Source organism: Sphingobium sp. IP1 (genome assembly GCF_002708645.1).
Classification (GTDB): Bacteria; Pseudomonadota; Alphaproteobacteria; order Sphingomonadales; family Sphingomonadaceae; genus Sphingobium; species Sphingobium yanoikuyae.
Map to the genome: position 1 here is coordinate 1 of NZ_NOIW01000021.1, position 26624 is coordinate 26624.

At 63.6% G+C, this 26624-nt stretch carries 26 protein-coding genes; 13 read left to right on the forward strand and 13 right to left on the reverse strand.

The window, feature by feature from the left end; translation table 11 throughout:
* On the forward strand, nucleotides 1–160 hold a 160-nt coding region (locus CG471_RS09600), incomplete at its 5' end, for a transposase (protein ID WP_143560160.1).
* Nucleotides 161–490: 330 nt separating this feature from the next.
* On the opposite strand, the gene CG471_RS09605 is transcribed toward CG471_RS09600, so the two are convergent.
* Nucleotides 491–1666, reverse strand: a complete 1176-nt coding sequence (locus CG471_RS09605; protein ID WP_099231717.1) for a VWA domain-containing protein — start codon at nucleotides 1664–1666, stop codon at nucleotides 491–493.
* Nucleotides 1667–1812: 146 nt separating this feature from the next.
* Here CG471_RS09605 and CG471_RS09610 point away from each other — a divergent pair, with 146 nt between their 5' ends.
* Entirely contained in the window at nucleotides 1813–3177 is a 1365-nt protein-coding gene (locus tag CG471_RS09610) for a methyl-accepting chemotaxis protein (RefSeq protein WP_180275658.1), read from the forward strand.
* Here the strand turns inward: CG471_RS09610 and CG471_RS09615 are convergent.
* The gene (locus CG471_RS09615; protein WP_099231719.1) at nucleotides 3165–4019 is read right to left on the reverse strand and encodes a DUF817 domain-containing protein; all 855 of its coding nucleotides are present in this window, start codon (nucleotides 4017–4019) and stop codon (nucleotides 3165–3167) included. The genes CG471_RS09610 and CG471_RS09615 overlap by 13 nt on opposite strands.
* A gap of 123 nt (nucleotides 4020–4142) precedes the next feature.
* Here CG471_RS09615 and CG471_RS09620 point away from each other — a divergent pair, with 123 nt between their 5' ends.
* Nucleotides 4143–5012, forward strand: a complete 870-nt coding sequence (locus CG471_RS09620) for a DUF3617 family protein (RefSeq protein WP_099231720.1) — start codon at nucleotides 4143–4145, stop codon at nucleotides 5010–5012.
* Between the two features lie 64 nt (nucleotides 5013–5076).
* Here CG471_RS09620 and CG471_RS09625 read toward each other — a convergent pair whose 3' ends face one another.
* The 7 genes from CG471_RS09625 to CG471_RS09655 all read right to left on the reverse strand — a co-directional run bounded on the left by CG471_RS09625 (nucleotide 5077) and on the right by CG471_RS09655 (nucleotide 13158).
* A complete protein-coding gene (locus CG471_RS09625; RefSeq protein ID WP_099231721.1) occupies nucleotides 5077–6129 on the reverse strand; it encodes a hypothetical protein in 1053 nt (350 codons plus the stop codon).
* A 250-nt stretch (nucleotides 6130–6379) separates the two neighbouring features.
* Nucleotides 6380–7225 (reverse strand): MoxR family ATPase, encoded by an 846-nt coding sequence (locus tag CG471_RS09630; RefSeq protein WP_099231722.1) that lies wholly within the window; start codon nucleotides 7223–7225, stop codon nucleotides 6380–6382.
* A 99-nt stretch (nucleotides 7226–7324) separates the two neighbouring features.
* Nucleotides 7325–8008, reverse strand: coding sequence for a hypothetical protein (locus CG471_RS09635; RefSeq protein ID WP_099231723.1), 684 nt, complete (start codon nucleotides 8006–8008; stop codon nucleotides 7325–7327).
* 220 nt (nucleotides 8009–8228) lie between these two features.
* Nucleotides 8229–10268 (reverse strand): RNA polymerase sigma factor RpoD, encoded by a 2040-nt coding sequence (gene rpoD / locus CG471_RS09640; RefSeq protein ID WP_099231724.1) that lies wholly within the window; start codon nucleotides 10266–10268, stop codon nucleotides 8229–8231.
* 43 nt (nucleotides 10269–10311) lie between these two features.
* Nucleotides 10312–12201 carry a DNA primase gene (dnaG, locus tag CG471_RS09645; protein WP_099231725.1) on the reverse strand — a complete coding sequence of 630 codons (1890 nt, stop codon included), beginning with the start codon at nucleotides 12199–12201 and terminating at the stop codon, nucleotides 10312–10314.
* Nucleotides 12198–12641 carry an endonuclease domain-containing protein gene (locus tag CG471_RS09650; RefSeq protein ID WP_099231726.1) on the reverse strand — a complete coding sequence of 148 codons (444 nt, stop codon included), beginning with the start codon at nucleotides 12639–12641 and terminating at the stop codon, nucleotides 12198–12200. The genes dnaG and CG471_RS09650 overlap by 4 nt, the downstream gene beginning before the upstream one ends.
* Nucleotides 12642–12705: 64 nt before the next feature.
* Nucleotides 12706–13158 carry a GatB/YqeY domain-containing protein gene (locus CG471_RS09655; protein ID WP_099231727.1) on the reverse strand — a complete coding sequence of 151 codons (453 nt, stop codon included), beginning with the start codon at nucleotides 13156–13158 and terminating at the stop codon, nucleotides 12706–12708.
* 153 nt (nucleotides 13159–13311) lie between these two features.
* Between CG471_RS09655 and carA the strand changes: the two genes are divergently transcribed.
* The 6 genes from carA (at nucleotide 13312) to CG471_RS09685 (ending at nucleotide 19773) form a co-directional block, all read left to right on the forward strand.
* Entirely contained in the window at nucleotides 13312–14490 is a 1179-nt protein-coding gene (gene carA / locus CG471_RS09660) for a glutamine-hydrolyzing carbamoyl-phosphate synthase small subunit (protein WP_099231728.1), read from the forward strand.
* Nucleotides 14487–14855, forward strand: coding sequence for a ribonuclease E inhibitor RraB (locus CG471_RS09665; RefSeq protein WP_099231729.1), 369 nt, complete (start codon nucleotides 14487–14489; stop codon nucleotides 14853–14855). The genes carA and CG471_RS09665 overlap by 4 nt, the downstream gene beginning before the upstream one ends.
* Nucleotides 14855–15223: a hypothetical protein gene (locus tag CG471_RS09670; RefSeq protein ID WP_099231730.1), complete on the forward strand. Its 369-nt coding sequence runs from the start codon at nucleotides 14855–14857 to the stop codon at nucleotides 15221–15223. The genes CG471_RS09665 and CG471_RS09670 overlap by 1 nt, the downstream gene beginning before the upstream one ends.
* Nucleotides 15216–18551, forward strand: coding sequence for a carbamoyl-phosphate synthase large subunit (gene carB, locus CG471_RS09675; RefSeq protein WP_099231731.1), 3336 nt, complete (start codon nucleotides 15216–15218; stop codon nucleotides 18549–18551). The genes CG471_RS09670 and carB overlap by 8 nt, the downstream gene beginning before the upstream one ends.
* Before the next feature lie 81 nt (nucleotides 18552–18632).
* Nucleotides 18633–19109 (forward strand): transcription elongation factor GreA, encoded by a 477-nt coding sequence (gene greA / locus CG471_RS09680; protein WP_004211784.1) that lies wholly within the window; start codon nucleotides 18633–18635, stop codon nucleotides 19107–19109.
* A gap of 4 nt (nucleotides 19110–19113) precedes the next feature.
* On the forward strand, nucleotides 19114–19773 hold the full coding sequence (locus CG471_RS09685; RefSeq protein ID WP_099231732.1) for a rhomboid family intramembrane serine protease: 660 nt from the start codon (nucleotides 19114–19116) through the stop codon (nucleotides 19771–19773).
* Between the two features lie 63 nt (nucleotides 19774–19836).
* Here CG471_RS09685 and CG471_RS09690 read toward each other — a convergent pair whose 3' ends face one another.
* The 4 genes from CG471_RS09690 to CG471_RS31760 form a co-directional block, all read right to left on the reverse strand.
* Entirely contained in the window at nucleotides 19837–20058 is a 222-nt protein-coding gene (locus CG471_RS09690; RefSeq protein ID WP_004211788.1) for a DUF4170 domain-containing protein, read from the reverse strand.
* A 104-nt stretch (nucleotides 20059–20162) separates the two neighbouring features.
* Nucleotides 20163–20816 (reverse strand): hypothetical protein, encoded by a 654-nt coding sequence (locus tag CG471_RS09695; RefSeq protein WP_099231733.1) that lies wholly within the window; start codon nucleotides 20814–20816, stop codon nucleotides 20163–20165.
* Nucleotides 20809–21132: a hypothetical protein gene (locus tag CG471_RS09700; RefSeq protein ID WP_099231734.1), complete on the reverse strand. Its 324-nt coding sequence runs from the start codon at nucleotides 21130–21132 to the stop codon at nucleotides 20809–20811. The genes CG471_RS09695 and CG471_RS09700 overlap by 8 nt, the downstream gene beginning before the upstream one ends.
* A complete protein-coding gene (locus CG471_RS31760; RefSeq protein ID WP_180275659.1) occupies nucleotides 21129–21437 on the reverse strand; it encodes a phage holin family protein in 309 nt (102 codons plus the stop codon). The genes CG471_RS09700 and CG471_RS31760 overlap by 4 nt, the downstream gene beginning before the upstream one ends.
* A gap of 793 nt (nucleotides 21438–22230) precedes the next feature.
* On the opposite strand from CG471_RS31760, the gene eno reads away from it, so the two are divergent.
* From eno to CG471_RS09725, 4 genes are all read left to right on the forward strand, one after another.
* Nucleotides 22231–23505, forward strand: a complete 1275-nt coding sequence (gene eno, locus CG471_RS09710) for a phosphopyruvate hydratase (protein WP_004211794.1) — start codon at nucleotides 22231–22233, stop codon at nucleotides 23503–23505.
* A gap of 90 nt (nucleotides 23506–23595) precedes the next feature.
* Entirely contained in the window at nucleotides 23596–23907 is a 312-nt protein-coding gene (locus CG471_RS09715; RefSeq protein ID WP_004211795.1) for a septum formation initiator family protein, read from the forward strand.
* Nucleotides 23908–24137: 230 nt separating this feature from the next.
* The gene (gene pdhA / locus CG471_RS09720) at nucleotides 24138–25211 is read left to right on the forward strand and encodes a pyruvate dehydrogenase (acetyl-transferring) E1 component subunit alpha (RefSeq protein ID WP_004211796.1); all 1074 of its coding nucleotides are present in this window, start codon (nucleotides 24138–24140) and stop codon (nucleotides 25209–25211) included.
* The gene (locus CG471_RS09725) at nucleotides 25211–26578 is read left to right on the forward strand and encodes a pyruvate dehydrogenase complex E1 component subunit beta (protein ID WP_004211797.1); all 1368 of its coding nucleotides are present in this window, start codon (nucleotides 25211–25213) and stop codon (nucleotides 26576–26578) included. The genes pdhA and CG471_RS09725 overlap by 1 nt, the downstream gene beginning before the upstream one ends.
* Nucleotides 26579–26624: the final 46 nt, after the last annotated feature.

Below are 26624 nucleotides of genomic sequence, written 5' to 3' on the forward strand. Positions count from 1 at the left end.
CGCCTTCTCGCCGTGGCTCTACAAACAGCGAAACCTCGTCGAACGATTCTTCAACCGCATCAAGCAGTTCCGTGGCATCGCCACCCGCTATGACAAAGACCCTGCCAACTTCCTCGCAGCCATCAAGCTCATCTGCGTGCGCATCTGGTGCAGTGCGTAATGAGTCTACGCGCTAGAATTGTCGCACCACTGTCGCGTCTCTGTCGCCTGACTGTCGCGTCGGTGGTGCGGGACGGTGACCCTGATCGTGACCCAAGTGTCGCGTCACAGGCGCGTGGGTGTCGCGTCGCGGGCGCGTGACAGGTGCAAAAGGCCCTAAATGGCGCGACGACACTGTGAACTTCGGGCCGAAACAAACTGTCGCGTCATCCGCCCCGACACGCTGACCCTCAAGGCGGCAAATTCGCGCTGTCCTACACCGCACCCCTCCGCCACTATGCGGACGGCTCTTTGACCTGTCGGATATGCCCGCGCGCCGCGGAGGCCGACTCTACCGCTTGCGCGTCAATTCCCGCATTGCCTCGTCCAGCCCCTCCAGCGTCAGCGGATACATGCGCTCGCTCATAAGGTCGCGGATGATGCGGGTCGACTGGCTATAACCCCAATGTTCCGCCGGCGCGGGGTTCAGCCACACGGTCGCGGGATAGGTATCGGCAACCCGTTGCAGCCAGACGGCACCGGCTTCCTCGTTCATATGCTCCACCGACCCGCCCGGATGGCTGATCTCATAGGGGCTCATCGCCGCGTCGCCGACGAAGATCACCTTATAGTCATGACCATATTTGTGCAGCACGTCCCAGGTCGGGGTGCGCTCGGCAAAGCGGCGGCGATTATCCTTCCACACGCCTTCATAGAGGCAGTTATGGAAGTAGAAGAATTCCATATTCTTGAATTCGCTGGTCGCGGCCGAAAACAGCTCCTCGCACAGCTTGATATGCGGGTCCATCGATCCGCCCACGTCCAGGAACAGCAGCAGCTTGACCGCATTGTGCCGCTCGGGCCGCATCCGGATGTCGAGCCAGCCCTGCCGCGCGGTGCCGCGGATCGTGGCGTCCAGGTCCAGTTCGTCGGCCGCCCCCTCTCGCGCAAAGCGGCGCAGCCGGCGCAGCGCGACCTTGATGTTGCGGGTGCCGATCTCGCGATTGCTGTCCAGATTGGCGAATTCGCGCTTTTCCCAGACCTTGATCGCGCGCTTGTGTCGGCTTTCCCCGCCGATCCGCACGCCCTCGGGGTTATAGCCGCCATGGCCGAAGGGGGATGTGCCGCCAGTGCCGATCCACTTGCTGCCGCCCTGGTGCCGGCCCTTCTGTTCCTCCAGCCGCTCCTTCAGCGTCTTCATGATCTCGTCCCAGTCGCCCAGCGACTTGATCTTCTCCATCTCCTCGGGGCTGAGGAATTTCTCCGCGACCAGGCGCAGCCATTCCTCGGGTATCTCCGCCTCGACCCCGTCCTGGCCCAGCAGTCCCTTGAACACGCGGGCAAAGACCTGGTCGAACCGGTCGATCAGGCCCTCGTCCTTCACATAGGTGGCACGGGCAAGATAATAGAAATCCTCCGGCCGCCGATCGATCACGTCGCGGTCGAGCGCTTCCAGGAGCAGCAGATGCTCCTTGATGCTGGCGGGGATGCCGGCGGCGCGCAGCGCGTCGAGGAAATTGAGCATCATGGTGCCGATCTTGTCGGCCAGCGCGCCGGGCGATGCAAGCGCCGGGCGGATCGCATTGGCGAAATATTAAGTGTTGCGCCGCACGGTAAACAGTTCAGTATTCATTATGACAGTTAAGTTGCGGGGGCGGCTTGGAAAACGGAGAATTGTTGGCTGACCTGGGGGAACGGTCGGGCGACATAGCATTGCAATGCAGCGAAACCGCTGGATTTCTGGGCGAAGTGAACCGCCGGATCCAGGGCGATTCGGCGCGCCTGTCGGACCTGCAGGCGAACATGCAGACGCTGACCGCCAGCCAGAATGAGAGCGTGGCGGCCGCCCAGGAACTGAGCCTCACCGCCGGGCGCGCCGGGCGCATCATTGCCGAGGGGCATGATGTCATCTCCCTGTCGCTGGGCGAGGTGGCGGGGCTGGTCGAGCATGTCACCGGCCTCGAAGGCCATTTGCGCCAGTTCCTGCAGGTGATCGAGGCGGTGGGCGGTATTTCCGACCAGCTCGGCACGATCGCGCGGCAGACCCGTCTGCTCGGCGTCAACGCCGCGATCGAGGCGGCGCGCGGCGGCGAGGCGACGATGGGCTTTGCCGTGGTGGCGGAGGAAATCCGCCGGCTTGCCGAACAGGCCGCCGAATCCTCGGCCTCGGTCGGCAGCAAGCTTGGCCAGCTCGACCGCGATGCCCGCCATCTGATCGGCGGGGTGGAGGCGAATATCCAGCGCGGTCGCGACGTCGGCACCCATATCGACCAGCTGCGCCTGTCCATGGCGGAAATCGCCTCGCTGGTGACCCAGTTCGGCGAGCGATCCAGCGCGATCGTCGCCTGCACTGACGAGGCGGACGCCCATGTCGCGGCACTGGATCAGGGGCTGGCGCTGTTCGGCCGCTCCTCGACCGAGAGCGCGGGGCGTGTCGACATGGCCCGCGACAAGATCGAGACGCTGGAGAGCCTGGCCAACGACATGCTCAACACCGCGGCGCAGAGCCGGCTGCGTACCCGCAACAGCCATTACATCGCGCTGGCCGAGGATGGCGCGGCGGAGGTCGCGGCGCTGATCGAGGAGGCGCTGGCCCGCGGCGAACTGTCCCAACAGGCCTTGTTCGATCGCAGCCATCGCCCGATAGCGGGGTCCGAACCGACCCAATATCAGACTGGTTTCACCGCCTATGCCGATCTGCGGGTGCGGCCGCTGCTCGACCGGCATACCGCGAAGGACGCGACGATCATCGGCTGCTGCCTGATCGACATGGACGGCTATCTGCCCACCCATATCAGCGCGCGCAGCCAGCCGCAGCGCATCGGCGACCCGCGCTGGAACATGGAGCATGCCCGCAATCGGCAAATCTTCATGGACGCCCAGACCCGCCGCGCGCTCGACGGCGACGATGAGTTTTACCTCTTCACCTATCGCCAGAATCTGGGGGAGGGGCGCTATCGGGCACTGCGCAGTGTGTTCGTGCCGCTGCGCTTCGCCGGGCGCCGCTGGGGTCTCTATGAGGTCGGCTATCTGATCTGATCCACCCGCCTGATGCCGTGGATCAGCGAGACCAGCACGAAGGAGATGATCATCAGCAGATACCAGGCGGCCAGTTTCATCAGGCTGACCATCTCCCAGCCATGGCGCTGGCTGGGGTAGGTCCAGGCATTGGCGAAGGTACCGATATTCTCCGCCAGCCATATGAACAGCGCCACCAGGAAGAAGCCGAGCAGCAGCGGCATCCGCCGTGCTTCCCGCCAGGGCGTGAACCAGATCCACGTTCGCCCGAACAGCAGGATGGCGGCGGCGAACAGCGCGATCCGCACATCTGGCAGCCAGTGGTGGGCAAAGAAATTGACATAGATGGCGCTCGCCAGCAGCGCCGTCGCCCAGACGGGTGGATAGCGGCTGAAACCGAAGTCGAAGATGCGCCAGACCCGCGCGATATAGCTGCCGACGGCCGCATACATGAAGCCGGAAAAGAGCGGTACCGGGCCGATATGGAGCAGGCTGGCCTCCGGATAGACCCAGCTTCCCGCATGGGTCTTGAACAATTCCATGATCGTGCCGATCAGGTGGAAGGCGCAGATCACCAGTGCCTCGCGCGGACTTTCCAGCCGCAGGGCCAGCATCGCGATCTGGATCGTGATCGCGGCCAGGGTCAGGAAATCATAGCGATGCAGCGGCGCGTCGGCGGGGTAGAATAGATGGGTGGCGAGCAGCAGCGCCAGCATCAGTCCGCCGAACAGGCAGGCCCAGCCCTGTTTGAAGCCGAACAGCAGGAATTCATAGGCCCAGGCGCGCGGCCCCGCCGCGACGCGGACCGATTCCAGATGGGCGCGTATCCGCGCAAAGCGGGTCGCGCCCGTGGGGTCGTTCATGCCCCCATGTCTAGCGCGCCATGGCTCGGACGCCAATCATTCCGGCCCCGACGAAAGGGCTTTGCAGCGCGCGCATGATCATTAAGCTGACGGAACGACAGAAAAAATGAGGAGAGGCTGCCGATGGCGGGACGGCGATGGACGCGGGGGCTGGCTTTGGCGCTGCTTGGCGCTTCGGGCGCGGCGCTGGGGACCGATACGCCCCAGCAGGCCGAGGACGAGATCATCGTGATCGCCGCCCGGATGAAGATCATCAACATCGAATATGCGCTTCGCGGTCCCTGGCTCAAGGCCTGCAATCTCGACGGGACGACCGGCACGCCGGCGGCCGACCGGGCGATCTGCATGTTGCTGCAGCAATGCCTGCTCGACGGGAAGACCCGGCGCGAAGAGGCCAAGCAATGCGTCAACGCCCGGATCGACGATCTCGCCAATCATCGTGGCACCCTGCCTGCGCTGGTGAGCGAGGCCGCGCTTGAAACTGCCGCCGCCGGGCAGGATGCACAAGCGGACGAAGTCGAGCCATCCGATGCGATCATCGTCACCGGCGCGCGCCATGTCATCAATCCGGGCCTGTGGCGCTTTACCGAGATCGGCACCTATGTGAGCAGCATGTCCGGACATCATCCTCCCGGCACCCGCCAGTGGGAGGCGTGCATCCCCGATCGCCGCGATGATCTGGCGATCCGCTATGCCGTGGAGGGGCCGCCTTCGCCGGCTGGGGCCGGTGGCCCGCATGGATGCCGCCAATGGCGGGTCAAGCTGTCGGGCAGCAAATTCGAGGGGCGACTATATTGCGGCCGTACGCATGGCGGCTTTTCCTATGGCAGGATGAACGGAACGGTCACGGGCGATGCGTTGGAGGCATCTGCCGAACACAAGACGGTTGGCGGACGGGGGCCGCGCGGGAAGGGGCCCGAGAAGCCGCGCTTCTTCGGGAGCCTGAAGACCGAATTGTCGGGGGAGCGTGTCGGCGCGTGCTCCGGTCGCTGATCGGAAGCGAAAGGGCGCTCCGGATAATGTCCGGAGCGCCCAGAACTTTGTAAAAAAAAACGCCTCAGTTGGGCTTGCGTGCCCCCTGGCTGATCGTCACTTCGCCATTGGCGGCGTAGAGTGCGGTGGCTTCGGCCTGGGCAGTCTGGGGATCCTTGCCGTCCAGGATCGCGGCGATCTGGCGGCCGCTCGGCACCTTGTCATAGACGCCGTAGAGATCGGTCTGGCCGACCATATGGATCGACAGTTGATAGCCAAGGTCGCGGGTGGCGGGATCGAAGGTGAGAACGGTGCCGCTATCGTCGACCGGCACGATGATCGCGCCATCGCTGCGCCCCGTCTGCTGCAGCATGTCATAGCTGCCCTGCGCGGTCTGGACGGTGCCGCGAATGCACAGATTATCCTTGCCCTCGCGCGGGATGCGGACTTCCTGCGGCACGGGCTGGCCGGCGGTGCCGCTTGGCACGGCCTTGGTCAGGCGCGCGTCGCCGCCATCGCCGGTCGGGCAGGCGCCGAAGCTGGCCGGGCTGGTCGCGTGCAGGCTCGCCGCATCGTCGAATTTCAGGCCGGCCAGCATGCCGTCCAACCCGGCCAGCACTTCGGCGCGGCGCTCGGTCGGGCCAGTGACGCGCAGCTTCACCATCCAGCGACCAGCATGGGCAAAGGCCGCCGCCGTCGTCAGCGCGCCATCGGCGGCATCGTCATAGACGGCGCGGATCGCCGTGCCCGCGCGGCCGCCGGCGGCGACGCTGTCATAGGCGGTGCGATGGGTCCTGCCGCCGAACCGCTCCATCACCGCCTTGTCGGTCATGTAAGCGGCAAGCGAAGCGTCGGCATAGGCGGGCAGATAGACATAAAGGGTCGCCTGGATGGCGCCATCCTGCGAAATATATTGGGCATAATTGTCGATGCCCTTGCCGCCGTTCGATACTTCGCCGCTCTTGGCCAGCGACAGGCTGGCGACCGTCTGCGGCAGGCTGATGCCAGCGGCGGTGGCACTTATGGCAGTATCACTGGGCGTCCATGCCTCGATATCGTCCGCCGCCTGCGCCTGCGCCAGCGAGGGCAGGGCCAGGCAGAGGGCCATCGAACATAGGAACAACGCACGTCGGGGCATTGGCATCCTCTCTCTCGATCCAGACCGTCTTGGCGCGGCCTTGAATGACAGAGGATCAGAAAATCACGGATTCCGCAGGGGCGCAAGCCGCCTTCACGCTGCCGGTGCCATTTGCCCCGGAAATTGCGACAATTGCGGGTCGTGGCAGGCCCATTGCGATGCAGCATCGGTTCGGATGATGCCTTCGGGCACGACCGGGCCGGGTGCGCCCAATGTCAGTATCGCGATTCGGCCAGGTTGGACGGCGGCCTCAGCGCCCCTGGCGGCGCGCCATGAAGGCCAGGCGCTCGAACATCATGATGTCCTGCTCATTCTTGAGCAGCGCGCCGTGCAGTGGCGGGATCGCCTTGGTCGGATCGGCATTCTGCAGCACGTCGAGGGGCATGTCCTCGTTCAGCAGCAGCTTCAGCCAGTCGAGCAATTCGCTGGTGCTGGGCTTCTTCTTGAGGCCCGGCACTTCGCGAATGTCGTAGAAAATGTCCATCGCCCGGCTGACCAGCATCTTCTGGATGCCGGGGAAATGGACATCGACGATCGCCTGCATCGTCTCGCGATCCGGGAATTTGATATAGTGGAAGAAACAGCGGCGCAGAAAGGCGTCGGGCAGTTCCTTCTCGTTGTTCGAGGTAATGATGACGACCGGCCGTTCCTTGGCCGCGACCGTCTCGCCGGTCTCATAGACATGAAAGGTCATGCGATCGAGTTCCTGCAACAGGTCGTTGGGAAATTCGATATCGGCCTTGTCGATCTCGTCGATCAGCAGGACGGGCAGGGTGGGGGAGGTGAAGGCCTCCCACAGCTTGCCCTTGCGGATATAGTTGGCGATGTCATGGACCCGCTCGTCGCCCAGCTGGCCGTCGCGCAGGCGGGCAACCGCATCATATTCATACAGGCCCTGATGCGCCTTGGTCGTCGACTTGACGTTCCATTCGATGAGGGGGGCGTCGATGGCCTTGGCGATTTCCTGGGCCAGCACGGTCTTGCCGGTGCCCGGTTCGCCCTTCACCAGCAGCGGGCGGCGCAGCAGCACGGCGGCATTGACCGCGACCTTCAGATCGTCGGTGGCGACATAATCCTGGGTGCCCTCAAAGCGCATGGCTCTCTTCCGCTCCATCATTGCTGGAGGACCGGACTAGGCAAAGCGGGATTGGGGCGCAACGCGTTTGTGCGTTGCGGCAAGCGGTGGGGCGATGGATCAGTCCTGCTGTTGCCGGCGGATGGCCGCGCGGGCCTCCAGCACATCCCACAGGCCACGATGCTGTGCCAGAAGCTGGCGCATGCCGAACTGGATCGCGCGATCAACGGCCGGATCGCCACCAATGGCGCGAGCGACTTCCAGTGTGGCGCGATGATCGGGCAAGGAGCAGGGAACCGGTTCAATGCCCGCGCGAAGCGCGGCAATGTCCAGCAGCTTGCGCACGGCGCGCCAGTCCAGCACCAGCGCGATCGCCGCGCCCATCGCGCAACCGCGCCGGTCGGACTGGGCCAGCATGTCGAGCGCATGGCGCTGCTGACTGACGATGGTTTCGCAACTGCTCTGGCCTGCCGTGCTGGGGGCGGGGCCGGCGGCCACGGTGACCTGGGTCAGATAGGCGCGCTCCCGCGCAAAGGCATCGGCGGCCTCGATCAGCCAGCGGCGCGCGGCATTGTCGACCGAGCGGGTGGCCGCGTGATCGATCACGCCAGGATGGCGACCATGGAGCAGGCAGAGATAATAGGCGGCATCGGCAAGGTCGGGCAGGCCAAGGCCATCGCGCGAGCGGGCATCCTGGCTCGCCTGGGACAGATAGCTGTGGCTATAGCTGCCATCGGCCCGAACCAGCATGTCCAGGATTTGCGCAATATCGTCGCCCCGGCGCAGCGCCGTCACTTCGCTCATAGAAATTTCCCTGTGGCAACGGCGTAAGGGGCGCCGCTGGGCACAATTTAGGGCAAGGTGCGTAAACGCCGGGTTAAACTTGTCGCTTCGGCTGGTCGCAAATGTGGCACCAATGGTCTAGGCCGTTATGGTTAACAAATGATGCTATCGTCTTGAAAAACAAAAGGCCCGGCTGGAATGTCCGGCCGGGCCCTTGTTTGAAGCGATAATCTGACCGGATTTACTGGTCGAGGAAGCTGCGCATCTTGCGGCTGCGGCTGGGGTGCTTCAGCTTGCGCAGCGCCTTCGCCTCGATCTGGCGGATACGCTCGCGGGTCACGCTGAACTGCTGGCCCACTTCCTCCAGCGTATGGTCGGTGTTCATGCCGATGCCGAAGCGCATGCGCAGCACGCGTTCCTCGCGCGGGGTCAGGCTGGCAAGGACGCGGGTGACCGTTTCCTTGAGGTTCGCCTGGATCGCGGCATCCACCGGGATGATCGCATTCTTGTCTTCGATGAAGTCGCCGAGGTGGCTGTCTTCCTCGTCGCCGATCGGCGTTTCGAGCGAAATCGGCTCCTTGGCGATCTTCATCACCTTGCGCACCTTTTCGAGCGGCATCGACAGGCGCTCGGCCATTTCCTCCGGCGTGGGCTCGCGGCCCTGCTCGTGCAGGAACTGGCGGCTGGTGCGGACCAGCTTGTTGATCGTTTCGATCATGTGGACCGGGATGCGGATGGTCCGCGCCTGGTCCGCGATCGAGCGGGTGATCGCCTGACGAATCCACCAGGTGGCATAGGTGCTGAACTTGTAGCCGCGGCGATATTCGAACTTGTCCACCGCCTTCATCAGGCCGATATTGCCTTCCTGGATAAGATCCAGGAACTGCAGGCCGCGGTTCGTGTATTTCTTGGCGATGGAGATGACGAGGCGCAGGTTCGCCTCGACCATTTCCTTCTTGGCGATGCGGGCCTCGCGCTCGCCCTTCTGCACCATATTCACGATGCGGCGGAATTCGCTGAGCGACATGCCGGTCGCCTGGGCGATCTCGCTCACTTCGTTGCGGATGCGTTCGACGGCGCGGCCTTCGGCAGCGGCAAAGGCAGCCCATTTCTTGTCGAGACCCTGCACCTTTTCCAGCCAGGCATCGTCCAGCTCATGGCCCATATAGCGCTCAAGGAAGTCCTTGCGGCTCACCTTGTGACGCTCGGCCAGGCGCAGCATCTGACCACCCAGCGCGGTCAGGCGCCGGTTATAGGCATAGAGCTGGTCGACCAGATATTCGATCTTCTGCTGGTGGAACTGGACGCTCTCGACCTCGGCGGTCAACTGCTCGCGCAGCTCATGATAGCTGTCCTCGGCCTTCTGGCTCAGGCTCTCGCCATTGGCCATGGCGACCATACGCGATTCCTGGGCCTTGGAGAAGGCGCGGAAGATTTCGGTGATGGTCGCGAACTTCTCCAGCGCCATCGGCTTCAAAGTCTCTTCCATCTGGGCGAGGGACAGGGTGTTGTCCTCTTCCTCGTCCTCCTCGCGGCCGGCGCGGGGCGCACCATCCTCGTCCTCGTCGCCGTCGGCGGATTCCTCCTCCGGCTCTTCCTCTTCCTTGAAGCTGGGGCCAGCGGTCTTCTCGCTGATCTCTCCATCGTCGTCCTCGGCGCCTTCCTCCATATTTTCAGGAGCAGGATCCTTGGACAGCATGGCGTCGAGATCGAGGATCTCGCGCAGCTGCATCTCGCCATTGTTGAGCGCGGTCGACCATTCGATGATCGCGTTGAAGGTGGTCGGGCTTTCGCACAGACCCAGGATCATCGTGTCGCGACCGGCCTCGATGCGCTTGGCGATAGCGATTTCGCCCTCGCGGCTGAGCAGTTCGACAGCGCCCATCTCGCGCAGATACATGCGCACGGGATCGTCGGTGCGATCGACCGTTTCCTTCTTCTTCTCGGTGACGAGCTTGGGGCCGTCATCGTCGCTCGAATCATCGTCGGCGTCGTCGGCTTCCTCGCGCTCGCGCTGCTCATCGCCGTCTTCGCTCGCCTCTTCATTCTCGACGATGTTGACGCCCATCTCGTTGAGCGCCGACATGATGTCTTCGATCTGCTCGGAGGACATCTGGTCCTGCGGCAGGGCGTCGTTCAGTTCGTCATAGGTGATGTAGCCGCGCTTCTTCGCGCGGGCGATCAGCTTCTTGACGGACGCTTCGTTGAGGTCGAGCAGGGGGGCATCGCCATCCTCGCCATCGCCCATCCCGCCATTCTTGCTGTTCGCCTTGGTCGCCATCTATTCGCCTTAACTCCGTCGTCCCGACAGGAACGAGCCTCAATCAAACAATGTCTTCGGACTGCGCCAGTTCCGCCAGGCGGCTGTCGTGATCGGCTTTCAGCGCGCGGATGCGCTGCTGTTCAGCGAAATTCTCTTCGCTGAAGTCGCTCTCGAACCGTCTAGTAGCCTCCACCAGCGCCGTTTCCAGCTCCGGTCCTTGCGCCATCACCCGGATGGCCTCGTCCAGGTCGCGTTGCACGCGACTGGGGTCGGTTGTCATCCTATGTGGGGTGAATGTGAACGTATCGGCCCGGAGCATCCCCTTAGCCATATTATACAAGTCACCTTGCCCCAATATGGTAAGGAGGGCCTGCGTTTCAACTGTTTCTTTGCGGAAGGATGCGGCGATCATCGCATCCAGCAATCGCGCCAGCGCGGGATCGCCGATTCGCAGGCCTGACAGCGTCTCGCGGTGCAGGGCAATCTGCTCCGGATCGCGCAGCAGGCTGGCCAATATCGCCCGCAGCAGCCGATGTTCCATGCCGCTCGCGCCGATCTCGCGCGCCTCGTTGCCGGCGGGCGGGACGGGGGGCTTCCAATTGCCCTTCTTGTCGCGTTGCCAGCCGGCGCGGGCACCGCCGCCGCCAGCGCCGCGCGGCGCGCGCGGACCGCCGCCGAAGCGATCCGGCCGGGCAAAGAAGAGCGCGTCATAGCGCTCCCGGAATGCCTGGCCATAGAGCGCACGGACATCGGGATGCTGGATCGAGTCGCTATGGGCGGCCAGGCGCTGCTTGAGCGCGGCCTTCTGCTCGGGCGTGTCGAGCGGACCGACATTCTGCTCATGCTCCCACAGCCGATCGACCAGCGGCTGGGCGCCAGCCAGCACGGCGTCCATCGCGCGCGGCCCTTCGGCGCGGAGCAGGTCGTCGGGGTCTTGCCCGGCGGGCAGGGTGGCGAAGGCCAGGCTGTGACCAGGGCGCAGCAGGGGGAGGGCGCGCGTCGCCGCGCGGATCGCCGCCTTCTGCCCGGCCGCATCGCCGTCGAAGCACAATATCGGCACCTCGACCATCTTCCACAATCGTTCGATCTGATGCTCGGTCAGCGCCGTGCCGAGCGGCGCGACCGCATCGCCGAAACCGGCCTGGGCGAGCGCGATCACGTCCATATAGCCCTCGACCACGATCACCCGGCCACTCTGCCGGCTGGCGGGGGAGGCGCGGTCGATATTGTAGAGGGTGCGCCCCTTGTCGAAGAGCGGCGTGTCGGGCGAGTTCAGATATTTGGGTTCGCCCTGGCCGATGATGCGGCCGCCAAAGGCGATAACCCGCCCGCGAATATCGCGGATCGGCAGCATGAGGCGACCGCGGAATCGGTCATATGTGTCACGTTCGCCGTCAGGGTCGATGAGCAAGCCGGCCTCGACCAGCATCGGCTCGCCAAAATCGCGCAGCGATGTCTTGAGCTTGCCACGCGAATCCGGCGAATAGCCAAAGCCGAACGTGCGCCGGGTCGCGTCGGTGATGCCGCGCTTGGCGAGATAGGCGCGGGCGTCGCCGCCGTCGATGCCGCCAAGCTGGTCCTCGAAGAAGTTCTGCGCCGCCGCCATCGCGTCATGCAGCCCCTTGGCCTGCTCGGCGCGCTTGGCCGCGCGCGGATCGGCCGCGGGCACCTCCATGCCGGCGGTCGCGGCCAGCTCCTTTACCGCCTCCATGAAGGGCAGGCCGCGCTGGTCGGTCATCCAGCGGATCGCATCGCCATGTGCGCCGCAACCGAAGCAGTGATAAAAGCCCTTCTCGTCGTTGATCGTGAAGCTGGGCGTCTTCTCGTTATGGAAGGGGCAGCAGGCCTTATATTCGCGGCCCGCCTTCTGCACCTTCACGGTCTTGCCGATCAACGTCGACAGCGACGTCCGCGCGCGCAGCTCGTCCAGCCATTGGGGCGTGAGGGTCAAAATCTCCCCTCCCGCATGCGGGAGGGCGATTTGGGTCGGTCAAGCCCCCGGCTTGGCCTAAACAGCGCGGGGCGCTGTTTACCCAAATCGGGGGAGGGCATGTCCGCAATCACCCGTTCAATTTCCTCAGTCACGCCTTCGATATTGCCAAGAACATCATTGTTCCAGAAACGGATCACGCGAAAGCCTCGTGCTTCGATATGGCGCGTCCGATCAGCGTCGACGGCATCATTGTGCTGTCCGCCATCCACCTCAATCACCAGGCCGATCGCGCGGGCTACGAAATCGCAGATGAAAGGGCCGATTGGCACCTGACGGTTGAAGCGGATGCCGGAAATCTTGCGGGCGCTGATCACCTGCCACAGAGCGCGCTCGGCTTCCGTGGCATTATTGCGCAGCGCGCGGGCTTTCGCGGTAGGGCGAGCATAGCCTTTGTCCATCGGTCATGAACATGCCCTCCCCTGACCCCTCCCGCAAGCGGGAGGGGAAGTCACGAGCGCGAGGTTAGGACAAAGCCGCCTTCACCAGCCCACTCGCCTTGCTCATGTCGATCACGGCGCCATGGCGTTCCTTGAGCACGGCCATCACCTTGCCCATGTCCTTGACGCTTTCCGCGCCAATCTCGGCCTTGATGCCCTCGATCGCCGCCTTGGTCTCGTCCTCGCTCAGCTGTGCAGGCAGGAAGGTTTCGATCACGTCCAGCTCGGCCTGTTCCTTGGCGGCCAGTTCGTCGCGGCCACCGCTCTTGAACATGTCGATCGATTCGCGGCGCTGCTTCACCATCTTCTGCAGCACCTCGACCACGACGGTGTCGTCGTCGGGCACATTGCTGGCGGTGCGCAGTTCGATGTCGCGATCCTTGAGCTTGGCCAGGATCAGGCGCACGGCAGCCAGGCGATCCTTGTCGCCGGCCTTCATGGACTCCACTTGGGCGCTCTTGATGGTGTCGCGAATCATGGGCGAATTAATCCTGTTTCTCGGGAAAGGAGTAGATATAATGCGAAAAGAGATTTTTAACAGACGTTGACCTTCACGCGTTGCGGGAATAGGTGACCGGCCGTTTAACCCGCACCAGACGGGTTCCCGCAAAAGCATAAAGGACCGCAGACCATGGCTGACGCCAAGACCCTCATTGTGCCCAAAGGAGCGACAGGGGTATTGGTTTTTGCCGATGGCTCCGCCGTCTTCGGTCGCGGCTTCGGCGCGGTCGGCGACGCGGTCGGCGAACTCTGCTTCAACACCTCGATCACCGGCTATCAGGAGATCATGACCGACCCCTCCTATGCCGGGCAGATCATCACCTTCACCTTCCCGCATATCGGCAATGTCGGCACCAATCTCGACGACGTCGAAGCTGACAGCCCCTATGCGCTGGGCTGCATCGTGCGTCAGGACGTCACCGCGCCCAGCAATTTCCGCAATGTCGAACCGTTCGACCAGTGGATGAAGGAAAAGGGCCGCATCGGCCTCGCTGGTGTCGACACCCGCGCATTGACCCGCATGATCCGCGAGAAGGGCGCGCCCAACGTCGTCATCGCCCATGATCCCGACGGCAATTTCGACATCGCCGCGCTCGCTGCCAAGGCGGCTGCCTGGCCCGGCCTTGAAGGCATGGACCTCGCCATCGAAGTCACGGGCAAGGAAAGCCGCCTGTGGAAGGACGGCATCTGGAACATCGGCCATGGCTATGGCCTCAATGAAGCGGGTGAGGAACGCCCCCATGTCGTCGCCATCGATTATGGCGCGAAGAACAACATCTTCCGCAATCTGGTGAAGGCCGGCGCGCGCGTCACCGTGCTGCCCGCCACCGCGACCTTCGATCAGGTCAAGGCGCTCAATCCCGACGGCGTGTTCCTGTCGAACGGACCGGGCGATCCGGCCGCGACCGGCGAATATGCCGTGCCGGTGATCCAGCAGGTACTGGCCGCCGACATCCCCGTCTTCGGCATCTGCCTTGGCCACCAGCTTCTGGGCCTCGCCGTTGGCGCCAGGACGATCAAGATGCATCAGGGCCATCGCGGCGCCAACCATCCGGTCAAGCGTCTGTCGGACGGCCTGGTCGAAATCACCAGCATGAACCATGGTTTCGCCGTCGATGTCGACACGCTGCCTGCCAATGCCCGCTCGACCCATGTGTCGCTGTTCGACGGCAGCAATTGCGGCATCGAGCTGACCGACAAGAACGCTTTCTCGGTGCAATATCATCCTGAAGCCTCGCCGGGGCCGCAGGACAGCTTCTACCTGTTCAGGAAGTTCGTCGATGGCCTCAAGGGCGTGGTCGCGGCGTGAGCCAGAACCTGCCCCCGGTTGATGAAGCGCGCCTTGCTGCAGAGTGGGAGGCCGACCGTGAGGTTCTCGCCAACCTCAAGCGCAACGGCGACGTCGCGCGCATCGCGCGGCCCGTGGATGTCAGCTTCCGGGGCAGCGAGAAGGATTTCGAGCGCGTCCTGACCATCGCCAGCCAGTTCGGCTTCGTCGAACTGGACCGCGAGGAAGATGAGGAAGGCGACCTGTTCCTGTTCCTGGAATGCGTGCAGCCGGTCGACGAAGCCTCGATCCGCGCGCTGACCCGGAAATGCCTCCAGATCGAAATCCTCTGCGGCGTCGAATATGACGGCTGGGGTTGCGAGGCGCAGGCGGGGGGCGTGCATTGATGCTCGATTGGCTCTTCGTCAATTGGAGAGCCGTTCTCATGACGGTATTCCTCATTTTTCTGGCGGGCTCGCTGCTGGCCAAGTTCATCGTTGATCTTCGAAAAATCGAAGCTTTTGATTGCGATGACATAAAGTACTTTCAGTACTGTGCAGCAGGTTGGATGTGCGACCGGATTGCAAAGCGAGCCGAGCCAATGGGTTGGAATTTGGTCAAGCGCGAGGTCGCCGAACACAACTGCGAAAGAATAACGTTCAAAGCCAGCGATGGCGCTCCGCCCCTTTCGAAGCTTCTTAAAAAACTTCACTGGTCCGGCTTCCCGATTAAGCCACAACGCATGCAACTGGATTGCGAAAAGCCCGATGCCTAAAAGAACCGACATCTCCTCCATCCTCATCATCGGCGCTGGTCCGATCATCATCGGCCAGGCGTGCGAGTTCGATTATTCGGGCACGCAGGCGGTCAAGGCGCTGAAGGAAGAGGGCTATCGCATCATCCTGGTGAATTCCAACCCGGCCACCATCATGACCGATCCGGAATTTGCCGACGCGACCTATGTCGAGCCGATCACGCCCGAAATCGTGGCCAAGATCATCGAGAAGGAGCGGCCCGATGCGGTGCTGCCGACGATGGGCGGCCAGACCGCGCTCAACACGGCGCTGGCGCTGTTCAACGACGGCACGCTGGAGAAGTTCGGTGTCCAGATGATCGGCGCCGATGCCGAGGCGATCGACAAGGCGGAGGACCGGATCAAGTTCCGCGACGCCATGGACAAGATCGGCCTGGAATCGGCCCGCTCGCGCATCGCCCACACCATGGAAGAGGCGATGGAAGCGCTGGAGTTTACCGGCCTTCCCTCGATCATCCGTCCCAGCTTCACCATGGGCGGCACCGGCGGCGGCATCGCCTATAATCGCGACGAGTTCATGAACATCGTCCGCGGCGGCCTGGATGCCTCGCCGACCACCGAAGTCCTGATCGAGGAATCGCTCCTCGGCTGGAAGGAATATGAGATGGAAGTCGTGCGCGATCGCAACGACAATTCCATCATCATCTGCTCGATCGAGAATGTCGATCCGATGGGCGTCCATACCGGCGACTCCATCACCGTCGCGCCGGCGTTGACGCTGACCGACAAGGAATATCAGATCATGCGCAACGCCAGCCTGGCGGTGCTGCGCGAGATCGGCGTCGAGACCGGCGGTTCCAACGTCCAGTTTGCGGTCAATCCCAAGGATGGCCGCCTGGTCGTCATCGAGATGAACCCGCGCGTGTCGCGTTCCTCGGCGCTCGCGTCGAAGGCGACCGGCTTCCCGATCGCCAAGGTCGCGGCGAAGCTGGCCGTCGGCTATACGCTCGACGAGATCGAGAATGACATTACCGGCGCGACCCCGGCCTCGTTCGAGCCGACCATCGACTATGTCGTGACCAAGATCCCGCGCTTCGCCTTCGAAAAGTTCAAGGGTGCCGAGCCGCTGCTGGGTACCGCCATGAAGTCGGTCGGCGAAGTCATGGCGATCGGCCGCAACATCCATGAATCGATGCAGAAGGCGCTGCGCGGTCTGGAAACCGGCCTGTCGGGCTTCAACCAGGTCGATCATCTGGTCGGCGCGCCCAAGGACGACATCATCGCCGCCCTGGCACAGCCGACGCCCGATCGTCTGCTGGTCGCCGCGCAGGCGCTGCGTGAAGGTCTGACCGTCGCGGAAATCCACAATATCGCCAAGTTCGACCCCTGGTTCCTGGAGCGCCTCAAGGAAATCGTCGAGGCCGAAAATGAGGTGCTGGAACATGGCCTGCCGCGCGACGCGGACGGCATGCGCCGCCTCAAGGCCATGGGCTTTTCCGACAAGCGTCTCGCCTGGCTGGCGCTCAAGTCCGCCAATCTGCGCGGCAATGAGCGCGGCGTCGCCCGCGGCAGCGGCCTGATCCACGATGCCGTCGTCGCCATGACCGGCGGCGTCACCGAGGACGAAGTGCGCAGCCTGCGCCACAAGCTGGGCGTGCGTCCGGTGTTCAAGCGCATCGACACCTGTGCCGCCGAGTTCGAGGCGAAGACGCCCTACATGTATTCGACCTATGAAGCCCCGATCTTCGGCGAGCCGGAGAATGAGGCGCAGCCCAGCGACCGCAAGAAGGTCGTCATCCTGGGCGGTGGTCCCAACCGCATCGGCCAGGGCATCGAGTTCGACTATTGCTGCGTCCATGCCTGCTTTGCGCTGAGCGAAGCCGGCTATGAGACGATCATGGTCAACTGCAACCCGGAAACCGTGTCGACCGATTATGACACGTCCGACCGCCTCTATTTCGAACCGCTGACGGCCGAAGACGTGCTGGAAATCCTGCATGTCGAAATGTCGAAGGGGACGCTGGCGGGCGTGCTGGTGCAGTTTGGCGGCCAGACGCCGCTCAAGCTCGCGCAGGCGCTGGAAGATGCCGGCATCCCGATCCTGGGCACCAGCCCGGACGCGATCGACCTGGCCGAGGATCGCGAGCGTTTCGCCGCGCTGATCGACAAGCTGAAGCTGCGCCAGCCGGCCAACGGCATCGCCCGCAGCCGCGAGGAGGCGATCGCGGTCGCCAACCGCATCGGCTATCCGGTGCTGATGCGTCCGTCCTATGTCCTTGGCGGTCGCGCCATGGAAATCGTCGACGGCCAGGCCCAGCTGGAAGAATATATCACCACCGCCGTGCAGGTGTCGGGCGACTCCCCGGTGCTGATCGACCAGTATCTGCGTGATGCGGTCGAGGTCGACGTCGATGCGCTGTGTGACGGCGACGATGTGGTCGTCGCCGGCGTGCTGCAGCATATCGAGGAAGCCGGCGTTCACTCCGGTGACTCGGCCTGCTCGCTGCCGCCCTACAGCCTGTCGGACGAGGTGATTGCCGAGATCGAGCGTCAGACCGAAGTGCTGGCCCGTGCCCTGTCGGTCCGTGGCCTGATGAACATCCAGTTCGCGGTCAAGGATGGCATCGTCTATCTGATCGAGGTCAATCCGCGCGCCAGCCGGACCGTACCCTTCGTCGCCAAGGCGATCGGCACCCCGATCGCCAAGATCGCCTCGCGCGTGATGGCCGGTGAAAAGATCAAGGATCTGCCCAGGATCGATCGCAACGCGATCGACCATGTCGCGGTCAAGGAAGCCGTCTTCCCGTTCAACCGCTTCCCCGGCGTCGACCCCGTGCTCTCGCCGGAAATGAAGAGCACCGGCGAAGTCATGGGCATCGACAGCAATTTTGCGACCGCCTTTGCCAAGGCGCAGCTGGGTGCGGGCACCGTGCTGCCGACCAGCGGCACCGTCTTCGTGTCGGTCAAGGACAGCGACAAGCCGGTGATCCTGCCGGCGGTGCAGAAGCTGGCGGGCATGGGCTTCACCATCATCGCGACCGGCGGCACCGCGACCTATCTGGAAGGGCAGGGGATTGCCGTCGAGCATGTGAACAAGGTGGCCGAAGGGCGCCCGCACATCGTCGACCGGATCACCGATGGCGACGTGCAGCTGATCTTCAACACCACCGAAGGCTGGCAGTCCCTGAAGGACAGCAAGGCAATCCGCACCAGTGCTCTACGCGCAAAGATTGCAAGTTTCACCACCGCGACCGCCAGCGTCGCTGCGGCGGACGCAATCGAGGCTTTGCGGGACCGCGCCCTTGAAGTGCGCTCGCTCCAGTCCTATTATCCCGGGTCGCACGCCTGATCCCCTTCACCAGGAAGCATGCTGCGGGTGGCGCCACGTTCGGCGCCGCCAAAGGGAAGTTTTGACGAAGGATTTGCAATAATGGCGACCGTCGAGAAGATGCCGATGCTGCAGGTGGGCTATGACAAGCTCAATGCGCAGCTCCGCGAACTGAAGGCCGAGCGCCCTCTGATCGTGGACGCCATCGAGGAAGCTCGTGCCCACGGCGACCTGTCGGAAAATGCCGAGTATCACGCCGCCAAGGAACGGCAGGGGCAGGTCGAGGCAACGATTTCCGACCTGGAAGACAAGTTGTCGCGCGCCCAGATCATCGATCCGACCACCCTGTCGGGTAACAAGATCGTGTTCGGCGCGACCGTGACCCTGCTGGACGAGGACGACAAGCCGGTCAAATATCAGATCGTGGGCCAGGCCGAGGCGGACGCCAAGGCGGGCATGATCAGCTATAACAGCCCGCTGGGCCGTGCGCTGATCGGCCGCGAGGTCGGTGACGAGGTGGAAGTGTCGGTCCCGTCGGGCGACAAATTCTACCTGGTCGACAAGATCGCGTTCATCTGATCCCATGAAACTGCCTGCCGGACGCACGACCAATGCGATCGCGCTGGTCACGTTCGTCCTGTTCCTGTTGCTGCTGGCAACCGGGCAGATCGACAATGCGGCCTTGCTGGGCGGGTTCATTCCCGCCCGCATTGGCAACCCCGGCCTGCTGGACGGCATGGCGGCGGTGCCCTGGTGGCTGACGCCGCTCAGTTGCACCTTCGTCCATGCCGGCTGGCTGCATATCGCCTTCAACCTGCTGATGCTGCTTTTCTGCGGGCGGCAGGTCGAACATGTGCTGGGCCGCACCGGCACGCTGATCCTCTATGTCGTCGGCGCCTATGCCGCCTGCTTCGCGCAATGGGCGATCACGCCGGAATCGACCAATCCGATGGTCGGGGCGAGTGGCGCCATTTCCGCGATCATCGCAACCTATGCGCTGCTCTACAGCCAGCAACAGGTGCGGCGGATCGGGCCGTTGTCGGCCAATTTCGTGCGGGTGCTGTGGCTGGCGGCCGCCTGGATCGCGATCCAGCTGATGATCGGCGTGGCGACGGCGGGGGGATTGGGCGATCTGGGTCAGATCGCGATTGCCGCGCATATCGGCGGCTTCCTTGCAGGGCTGGCCTTGACCCGGCCCTTGCTGCGCTGGCGCTTCCGCAAACGGCCCCAGGCTATCAATTGATCGTTCGATAATATGTGTTCGGGCGAAACCGGGGCATGATCCGGTCTCGCCCGAAACGGGCCATCAGGCTGCCGGCAGTTCAGGCTCCAGCAGACGGTGCAGATGGACGATCACATAACGCATTTCGGCGTCATCGACGGTGCGCTGCGCCGCGCCGCGCCAGGCCTTTTCGGCCGAGGCATAGTCGGGGAAGACGCCAACCAGATCGACCTTGCTCAGGTCCTGGAATTCCAGCGTCTGCGGGTTGGTTACGCGGCCACCCATCACCAGATGCATCTTGCTCATGGCGTTATATGTTCTCCTTTGACTGATCGCGGTGCCTTAGCATCGTCCCTGCGATCCGCCAAGGAAAGCGGCCTATGTGTCGATTGCGTTTGCGGCAATCGCGATTAGCTTTTCGGCAATCGCGCCTTGATCGCGTCGCCCAGCGCCTCGACGCGGGTGGAGACGAGCGCCACCAGTTCGTCCGCCAGCTTTGATGCCTTGCCGCCAAGATCGGCCGATGCCGCAGCGTCACGGGCCGCTGCTGCGGTGTCGCTTGCGCTTTCCTTGGCGCTCGACAGCGCATGGCTTGCCGTTTCGCGGGCCTTGTTCAGCGCTTCGCCGGCATTGTCCCGCGCACTGGCCAGCGCTTCACCCGCATTATGGCGCAGCGACTCGCTATTCTCGCTCGCGGCGGTACGGGCGGTGGCGGCGGCTTCCAGCACACGTGCGCCGGCGGTGGCGGCCAGGCCCGGCAGCGCCTTCATCACCTTCCGGCTCTTGGGGAACATCCAGGCGATGACCGCGCCGGCCGCCACCGCGCCGGCAACAGCCGCAACCGGATGCTCCTGAATGATCTCGTTGGCGCGGGCAGCGACCCGCTGGCCCCGGTCGCGCGCGTCGCCATAGGCCTCGCTCGCCTTGTCCTTGCCGGTCTGGATCAGTTCGCCGGCGCTTTCGCGCGCCTTGCCGGTGCTGTCCTTGATCATGTCGGTCGCGCTGCCGGCGGCGTCATTGGCCGCTTCGCGGACGCGGGTCAGTTGGGCGCGGATGTCAGCCATCATCAATCTCCGAAATTTCCGTGTTACGGTTCCTCAGTCGAACGAACAGGCGTCCGAAAAGTGCCGTGAGGGGGCGGCGGAAGAGAAACAGGACGATGCCGGTTGCGGCCGCGCCGGTGGCAACCGGCCGCTGGCGCACCTTGGCACCGACATAGGCGACGCCGTCGAGCGCAGTCGCCGTGATCTTCGCCTCGGCATCGGCCTTCAGCCGATCGGGTGCGATCCGCGCCTGGGCATCGGCAAGGCTCAGGACCGCCTTGCTGCGCAGATGTGCCGCGCGTTCGGTCGCTTCGCGATAGGCCTGTTCCCGGCTCATGACTTGATCGTCTTCAACATATGGCTGATCTGCCCCTTGGCCAGCAGCAGCAGCAGGACGGCGATCAGTACGGCGCCGCCGAACACCGCCAGCGTTGCCCAGAGCGGCCCGATCATCGCGGACAGCGCAATCACCAACCCGATCAACAGGGTCACGATCGCGGCGAACAGCAGCATCAGGGCGACGATCCCCAGGATCGCGGCGTTACGGACGCCGGCGCCGGCAATGCCCGCGCGCAGCTTCTGGCGCTCGACCTCCGCCTGCGCATAGGCGCGGCCGTCGGACGATCCCTTGGCAAGGCGCATCAGCACGAAGCCGACCACGGCGGCCGCGCCGATGGCAACGGCCGGGCTCTTGCGCACGAAATCACGCGCCTCGGTCATCAACTGGTCGACGTCCTTGCTATCCAGCGTATCTGCAGCACTGGCCACCGATTCCGCCGCCTGGCGGGCATAATCGCCATATTGCGGGCCGAGCTTCGCATCGACCGTGCCGGCGGTGTCCGCAATCAGCTTCGACAGGCTCTGCATGGCCGAACCGGTCTTGTCCTTGGCACTGCTTGCCGCAGACTTGGCGGTCTTGCCGGCCTGTTCCTTGATCGGATCGATATGCGCCTTCCAGTCGACCGAATTGATCTTATCGGTTGCGGCCTTGGCGGCCTTTTCGGCTTGCGCCTTGATCGGGGCGATCTGCGCGGACCAGCCATGGGCGGCCCCGTTTCCGGGCTTTGCGGGGGCCTTGCGGGTGGCGGCCTTCTTCACCGGCGCGGCCTTGACGGCCGGGGTGGAGGCCTTGGTCGACGCCGGCTTCGCCTTGGCGGCAACCGCCTTCTTCGCGCGCTTGACGGGCGGGGTTTCCGGGGTGTCGGCCATTGTCCAAAGTCTCCCTAAAGCTCAACCTCATGGTCCCGCGCGGGGCGGGCTGTCATGATCCTAATGCTTGGCGGCGGCCTACAGTTCCGGCGCCGTTACTATTTTGAGCATCGGCATTTTTTGTCCGATGGCAAGTCCCCCGGATTGCCAAGTTTGGGGCTGCTGGCTAAGCGGGGCCGCGAAAAGGCCGCCCGGCGCGTGTCCGGGCCCAGATCAGGGAGCGATCATGACCGCCATTCTCGATATCCACGCCCGCCAGATTCTCGACAGCCGCGGCAATCCGACCGTCGAAGTCGATGTGATGCTGGAAGATGGCAGCTTCGGCCGCGCCGCCGTGCCCTCGGGCGCGTCGACCGGTGCCTATGAGGCGGTCGAAAAGCGCGACGGCGACAAGAGCAAGTATCTGGGTAAGGGCGTGCTGGCCGCTGTCGCCGCCGTCAATGACGAAATTGCCGAGCAGCTCATCGGCCTCGACGCCGAAGACCAGGGCGAAGTCGATGCCGCGATGATCGCGCTCGACGGCACCGAGAACAAGTCGCGTCTGGGCGCCAACGCGATCCTGGGCGTGTCGCTGGCCACCGCCAAGGCTGCCGCCGACGCGCGCGGCCTGCCGCTCTATCGCTATGTCGGCGGCGTCTCCTCGCATGTCCTGCCGGTGCCGATGATGAACATCATCAACGGCGGCGAGCATGCCGACAATCCGATCGACTTCCAGGAATTCATGATCATGCCGGTCGGTGCGGAGAGCATCGCCGACGCCGTGCGCATCGGTTCGGAAATCTTCCACACCCTCAAGAAGGGCCTGCACGACAAGGGCCTGGCGACCTCGGTCGGTGACGAGGGCGGCTTTGCCCCCAACATCGCCTCGACCCGCGATGCGCTCGACTTCATCATGCTGTCGGTCGAAAAGGCCGGCTACAAGCCCGGTGACGATGTCGTGCTGGCGCTGGACTGCGCAGCGACCGAATTCTTCAAGAACGGCAAATATGAGATTTCGGGCGAAGGCCTGTCGCTCTCGCCGGTCGAAATGGCCGACTATCTCGCCGCGCTGGCCGCCGACTATCCGATCAAATCGATCGAAGACGGCATGAGCGAGGATGATTTCGAGGGCTGGAAGGCACTGACCGACAAGATCGGTGACAAGGTCCAGCTGGTCGGCGACGATCTGTTCGTCACCAACCCAGCCCGCCTGTCGATGGGCATCGGCAAGGGGCTGGCCAACTCGCTGCTGGTGAAGGTCAACCAGATCGGCACGCTGTCGGAGACGCTCGCTGCCGTCGATATGGCGCATCGTGCCCGCTACACGGCGGTCATGTCGCACCGTTCGGGCGAGACCGAGGATTCGACCATCGCCGACCTCGCTGTCGCCACCAATTGCGGTCAGATCAAGACCGGCTCGCTCGCCCGTTCGGACCGGCTTGCCAAGTATAATCAGCTGATCCGCATCGAGGAAGAACTGGGCGACATGGCGGTCTATGCCGGTCGTTCGATCTTCCGCTGATCCACGGCTGATTTCAGGTTAGGGATTCGGCTGGTCGCATCGGGCATGTTTTTGCTTGCGACCGGTCGAATCCTGTGATTCAAGCGATTCATGGCGCATATCGCGAAGCTCCGCATGCTATTGATGTCGGCCCTCGGGCCGGCAATCGCGGTGCTGTTGCTGCTGTTCTTCGCCGGCTATGTGGTGCTGGGCTCCAATGGCGTGCTTGCCTGGGGCGATTATTCGCGCCAGCTGCGCGATGCGAAGGCTGAACTCAAGATCGTCCAGCTGCATCGCCAGGAGCTGCGCAACCGGGTCGATCTGCTCAATCCGCGCCGCGTCGATCCCGACCTGTCGGACGAGCTGATCCGTCGTCAGCTCGGCGTGATTCACCATGACGAAGTGATCGTTCCGCTGAACTGATCCGCACGCCGACGGGGTGCGCTTTCCATTTATTTGGTAAAATCATGTCGCGGCAACATTTTGTTGCCAGCCGTTCGTGACCCGTTTTCGACAGCGTTGTCATGGATTGTCGTTTTTGCACTCGCGACATTCATTATGCCGGGATTCCGTGGGGTCCGCCGTTGCAATCTATGCAACTCTGACGCATATCGGGCTTCCTTCCATCCTACCCACGCAAAAGGATAATAGCCTTGGCGAAACCAACCACGCCGCGCGCCGACAGCGCAAAGGCAAAGGCCGCAGTGCCGGCCGGTGCGGACCATAATCGTCCGCGCCCCGAAACGCCCACCGACTACAAGGCCAGCAAGGAAGAGCTGCTGGAATTCTATCGGCAGATGGTTCTGATCCGCCGCTTCGAGGAAAAGGCCGGCCAGCTTTATGGTCTGGGTTTCATCGGCGGTTTCTGTCACCTCTATATCGGCCAGGAAGCGGTTGCGGTCGGCATCCAGTCGGCATTGAAGCCCGGCAAGGACAGCGTGATCACCGGCTACCGCGACCATGGCCACATGCTCGCCTATGGCATCGATCCCAAGGTCATCATGGCCGAACTGACCGGCCGCGAAGCCGGCATTTCGCGCGGCAAGGGCGGTTCGATGCACATGTTCAGCGTCGAGCATAAATTCTATGGCGGCCACGGCATCGTCGGCGCCCAGGTGTCGCTCGGCGCAGGCCTGGCCTTCGCCCACAAATATAATGACGATGGCGGCGTGTGCGTTGCCTATTTCGGCGACGGCGCGGCCAACCAGGGCCAGGTCTACGAATCGTTCAACATGGCCGAACTGTGGAAGCTCCCGATCATCTTCGTGATCGAGAACAACCAATATGCCATGGGCACCAGCGTCAACCGCGCCTCGTCGGAAGACCAGCTCTATCGCCGTGGCGAGAGCTTCCGCATCCCCGGCATCCAGGTCGACGGCATGGACGTTCTGGCGGTGCGCGGTGCGACCGAGGAAGCGCTCAAGTGGGTCCAGGGCGGCAATGGCCCGATCCTGCTCGAAATGAAGACCTACCGCTATCGCGGCCACTCCATGTCCGATCCGGCCAAATATCGTTCGCGTGACGAGGTCCAGGCGGTGCGCGACAACAGCGACCCGATCGAGGGCGTGAAGAAATATCTGATCGATGCCGGCGTCAGCGAGGACGAGATCAAGGTCATCGATCAGGATATCCGCAAGATCGTCGCCGAGGCGGCCGATTTCGCCGAAACCTCGCCCGAACCTGAGATGCATGAACTCTATACCGACGTGCTGGTGGAGCAATATTAATGGGTATCGAAATCAAGATGCCGGCGCTCTCGCCGACGATGGAAGAGGGCACGCTGGCCAAGTGGCTGGTGAAGGAAGGCGATGAAGTGAAGTCCGGCGACATTCTCGCCGAGATCGAGACCGACAAGGCGACGATGGAATTCGAAGCCGTCGACGAAGGCAAGATCGGCCAGATCGTGATTGCCGAAGGCACCGAGGGCGTGAAGGTCGGCACCGTCATCGCGACGATGGCGGGCGAGGGCGGGGAGGCTGCTCCGGCACCTGCGCCCAAGGCTGAAGCCCCCAAGGCCGAAGAAGCGCCCAAGAAGGCGGAAAGCGGCACCTCCAAGCTGGCGTCGGAAGCCAAGGCGACCGTGCAGGATCCGGACCTCCCGGCCGGCACCGAGTTCGTCAAGACCACCGTGCGCGAAGCGCTGCGCGACGCCATGGCCGAGGAAATGCGGTCGGACCCGCGCGTCTTCGTGATGGGCGAGGAAGTCGCTGAATATCAGGGCGCCTACAAGGTGACCCAGGGCCTGCTCGACGAATTCGGTCCCAAGCGCGTCATCGACACGCCGATCACCGAATATGGCTTTGCCGGCATCGGTTCGGGCGCGGCCATGGGTGGCCTGCGTCCGGTGATCGAGTTCATGACGTTCAACTTCGCCATGCAGGCGATCGACCACATCATCAACTCGGCGGCCAAGACCAACTATATGTCCGGTGGCCAGATGCGCTGCCCGATCGTGTTCCGTGGTCCCAACGGCGCGGCCAGCCGCGTCGGCGCGCAGCACTCGCAGAACTACGGCCCCTGGTACGCAGCAGTTCCCGGCCTGATCGTCATCGCGCCCTATGACGCGGCCGATGCCAAGGGCCTGCTTAAGGCCGCGATCCGCTCGACCGATCCGGTCGTGTTCCTGGAGAATGAACTTCTCTACGGTCGCAGCTTCGACGTACCCAAGGTCGACGACTATGTCCTGCCGATCGGCAAGGCGCGCATCATGCGTCCGGGCAAGGACGTGACCCTGGTGAGCTACTCGATCGGCGTGGGCCTGGCGCTCGACGCGGCCGAGCAGCTTGCTGCCGAAGGCATCGATGCCGAGGTGATCGACCTGCGCACGCTGCGTCCGCTCGACACCGCGACGGTTCTGGAAAGCCTCAAGAAGACCAACCGCCTGGTGGTGGTGGAAGAAGGCTGGCCGACCTGCTCGATCGCATCGGAAATCGCTGCCGTCGTGATGGAAAAGGGCTTCGACGATCTCGACGCCCCGGTCCTGCGTGTCACCAACGAGGATGTGCCGCTGCCTTATGCCGCCAACCTCGAAAAGCTGGCGCTGATCGACGCGGCCCGCGTGGTCGAAGCGGCCAAGAAGGTCTGCTACAAGTAAGAATGAAAAAGGGGCGGTCCGATCGGATCGCCCCTTTTTCTATCGG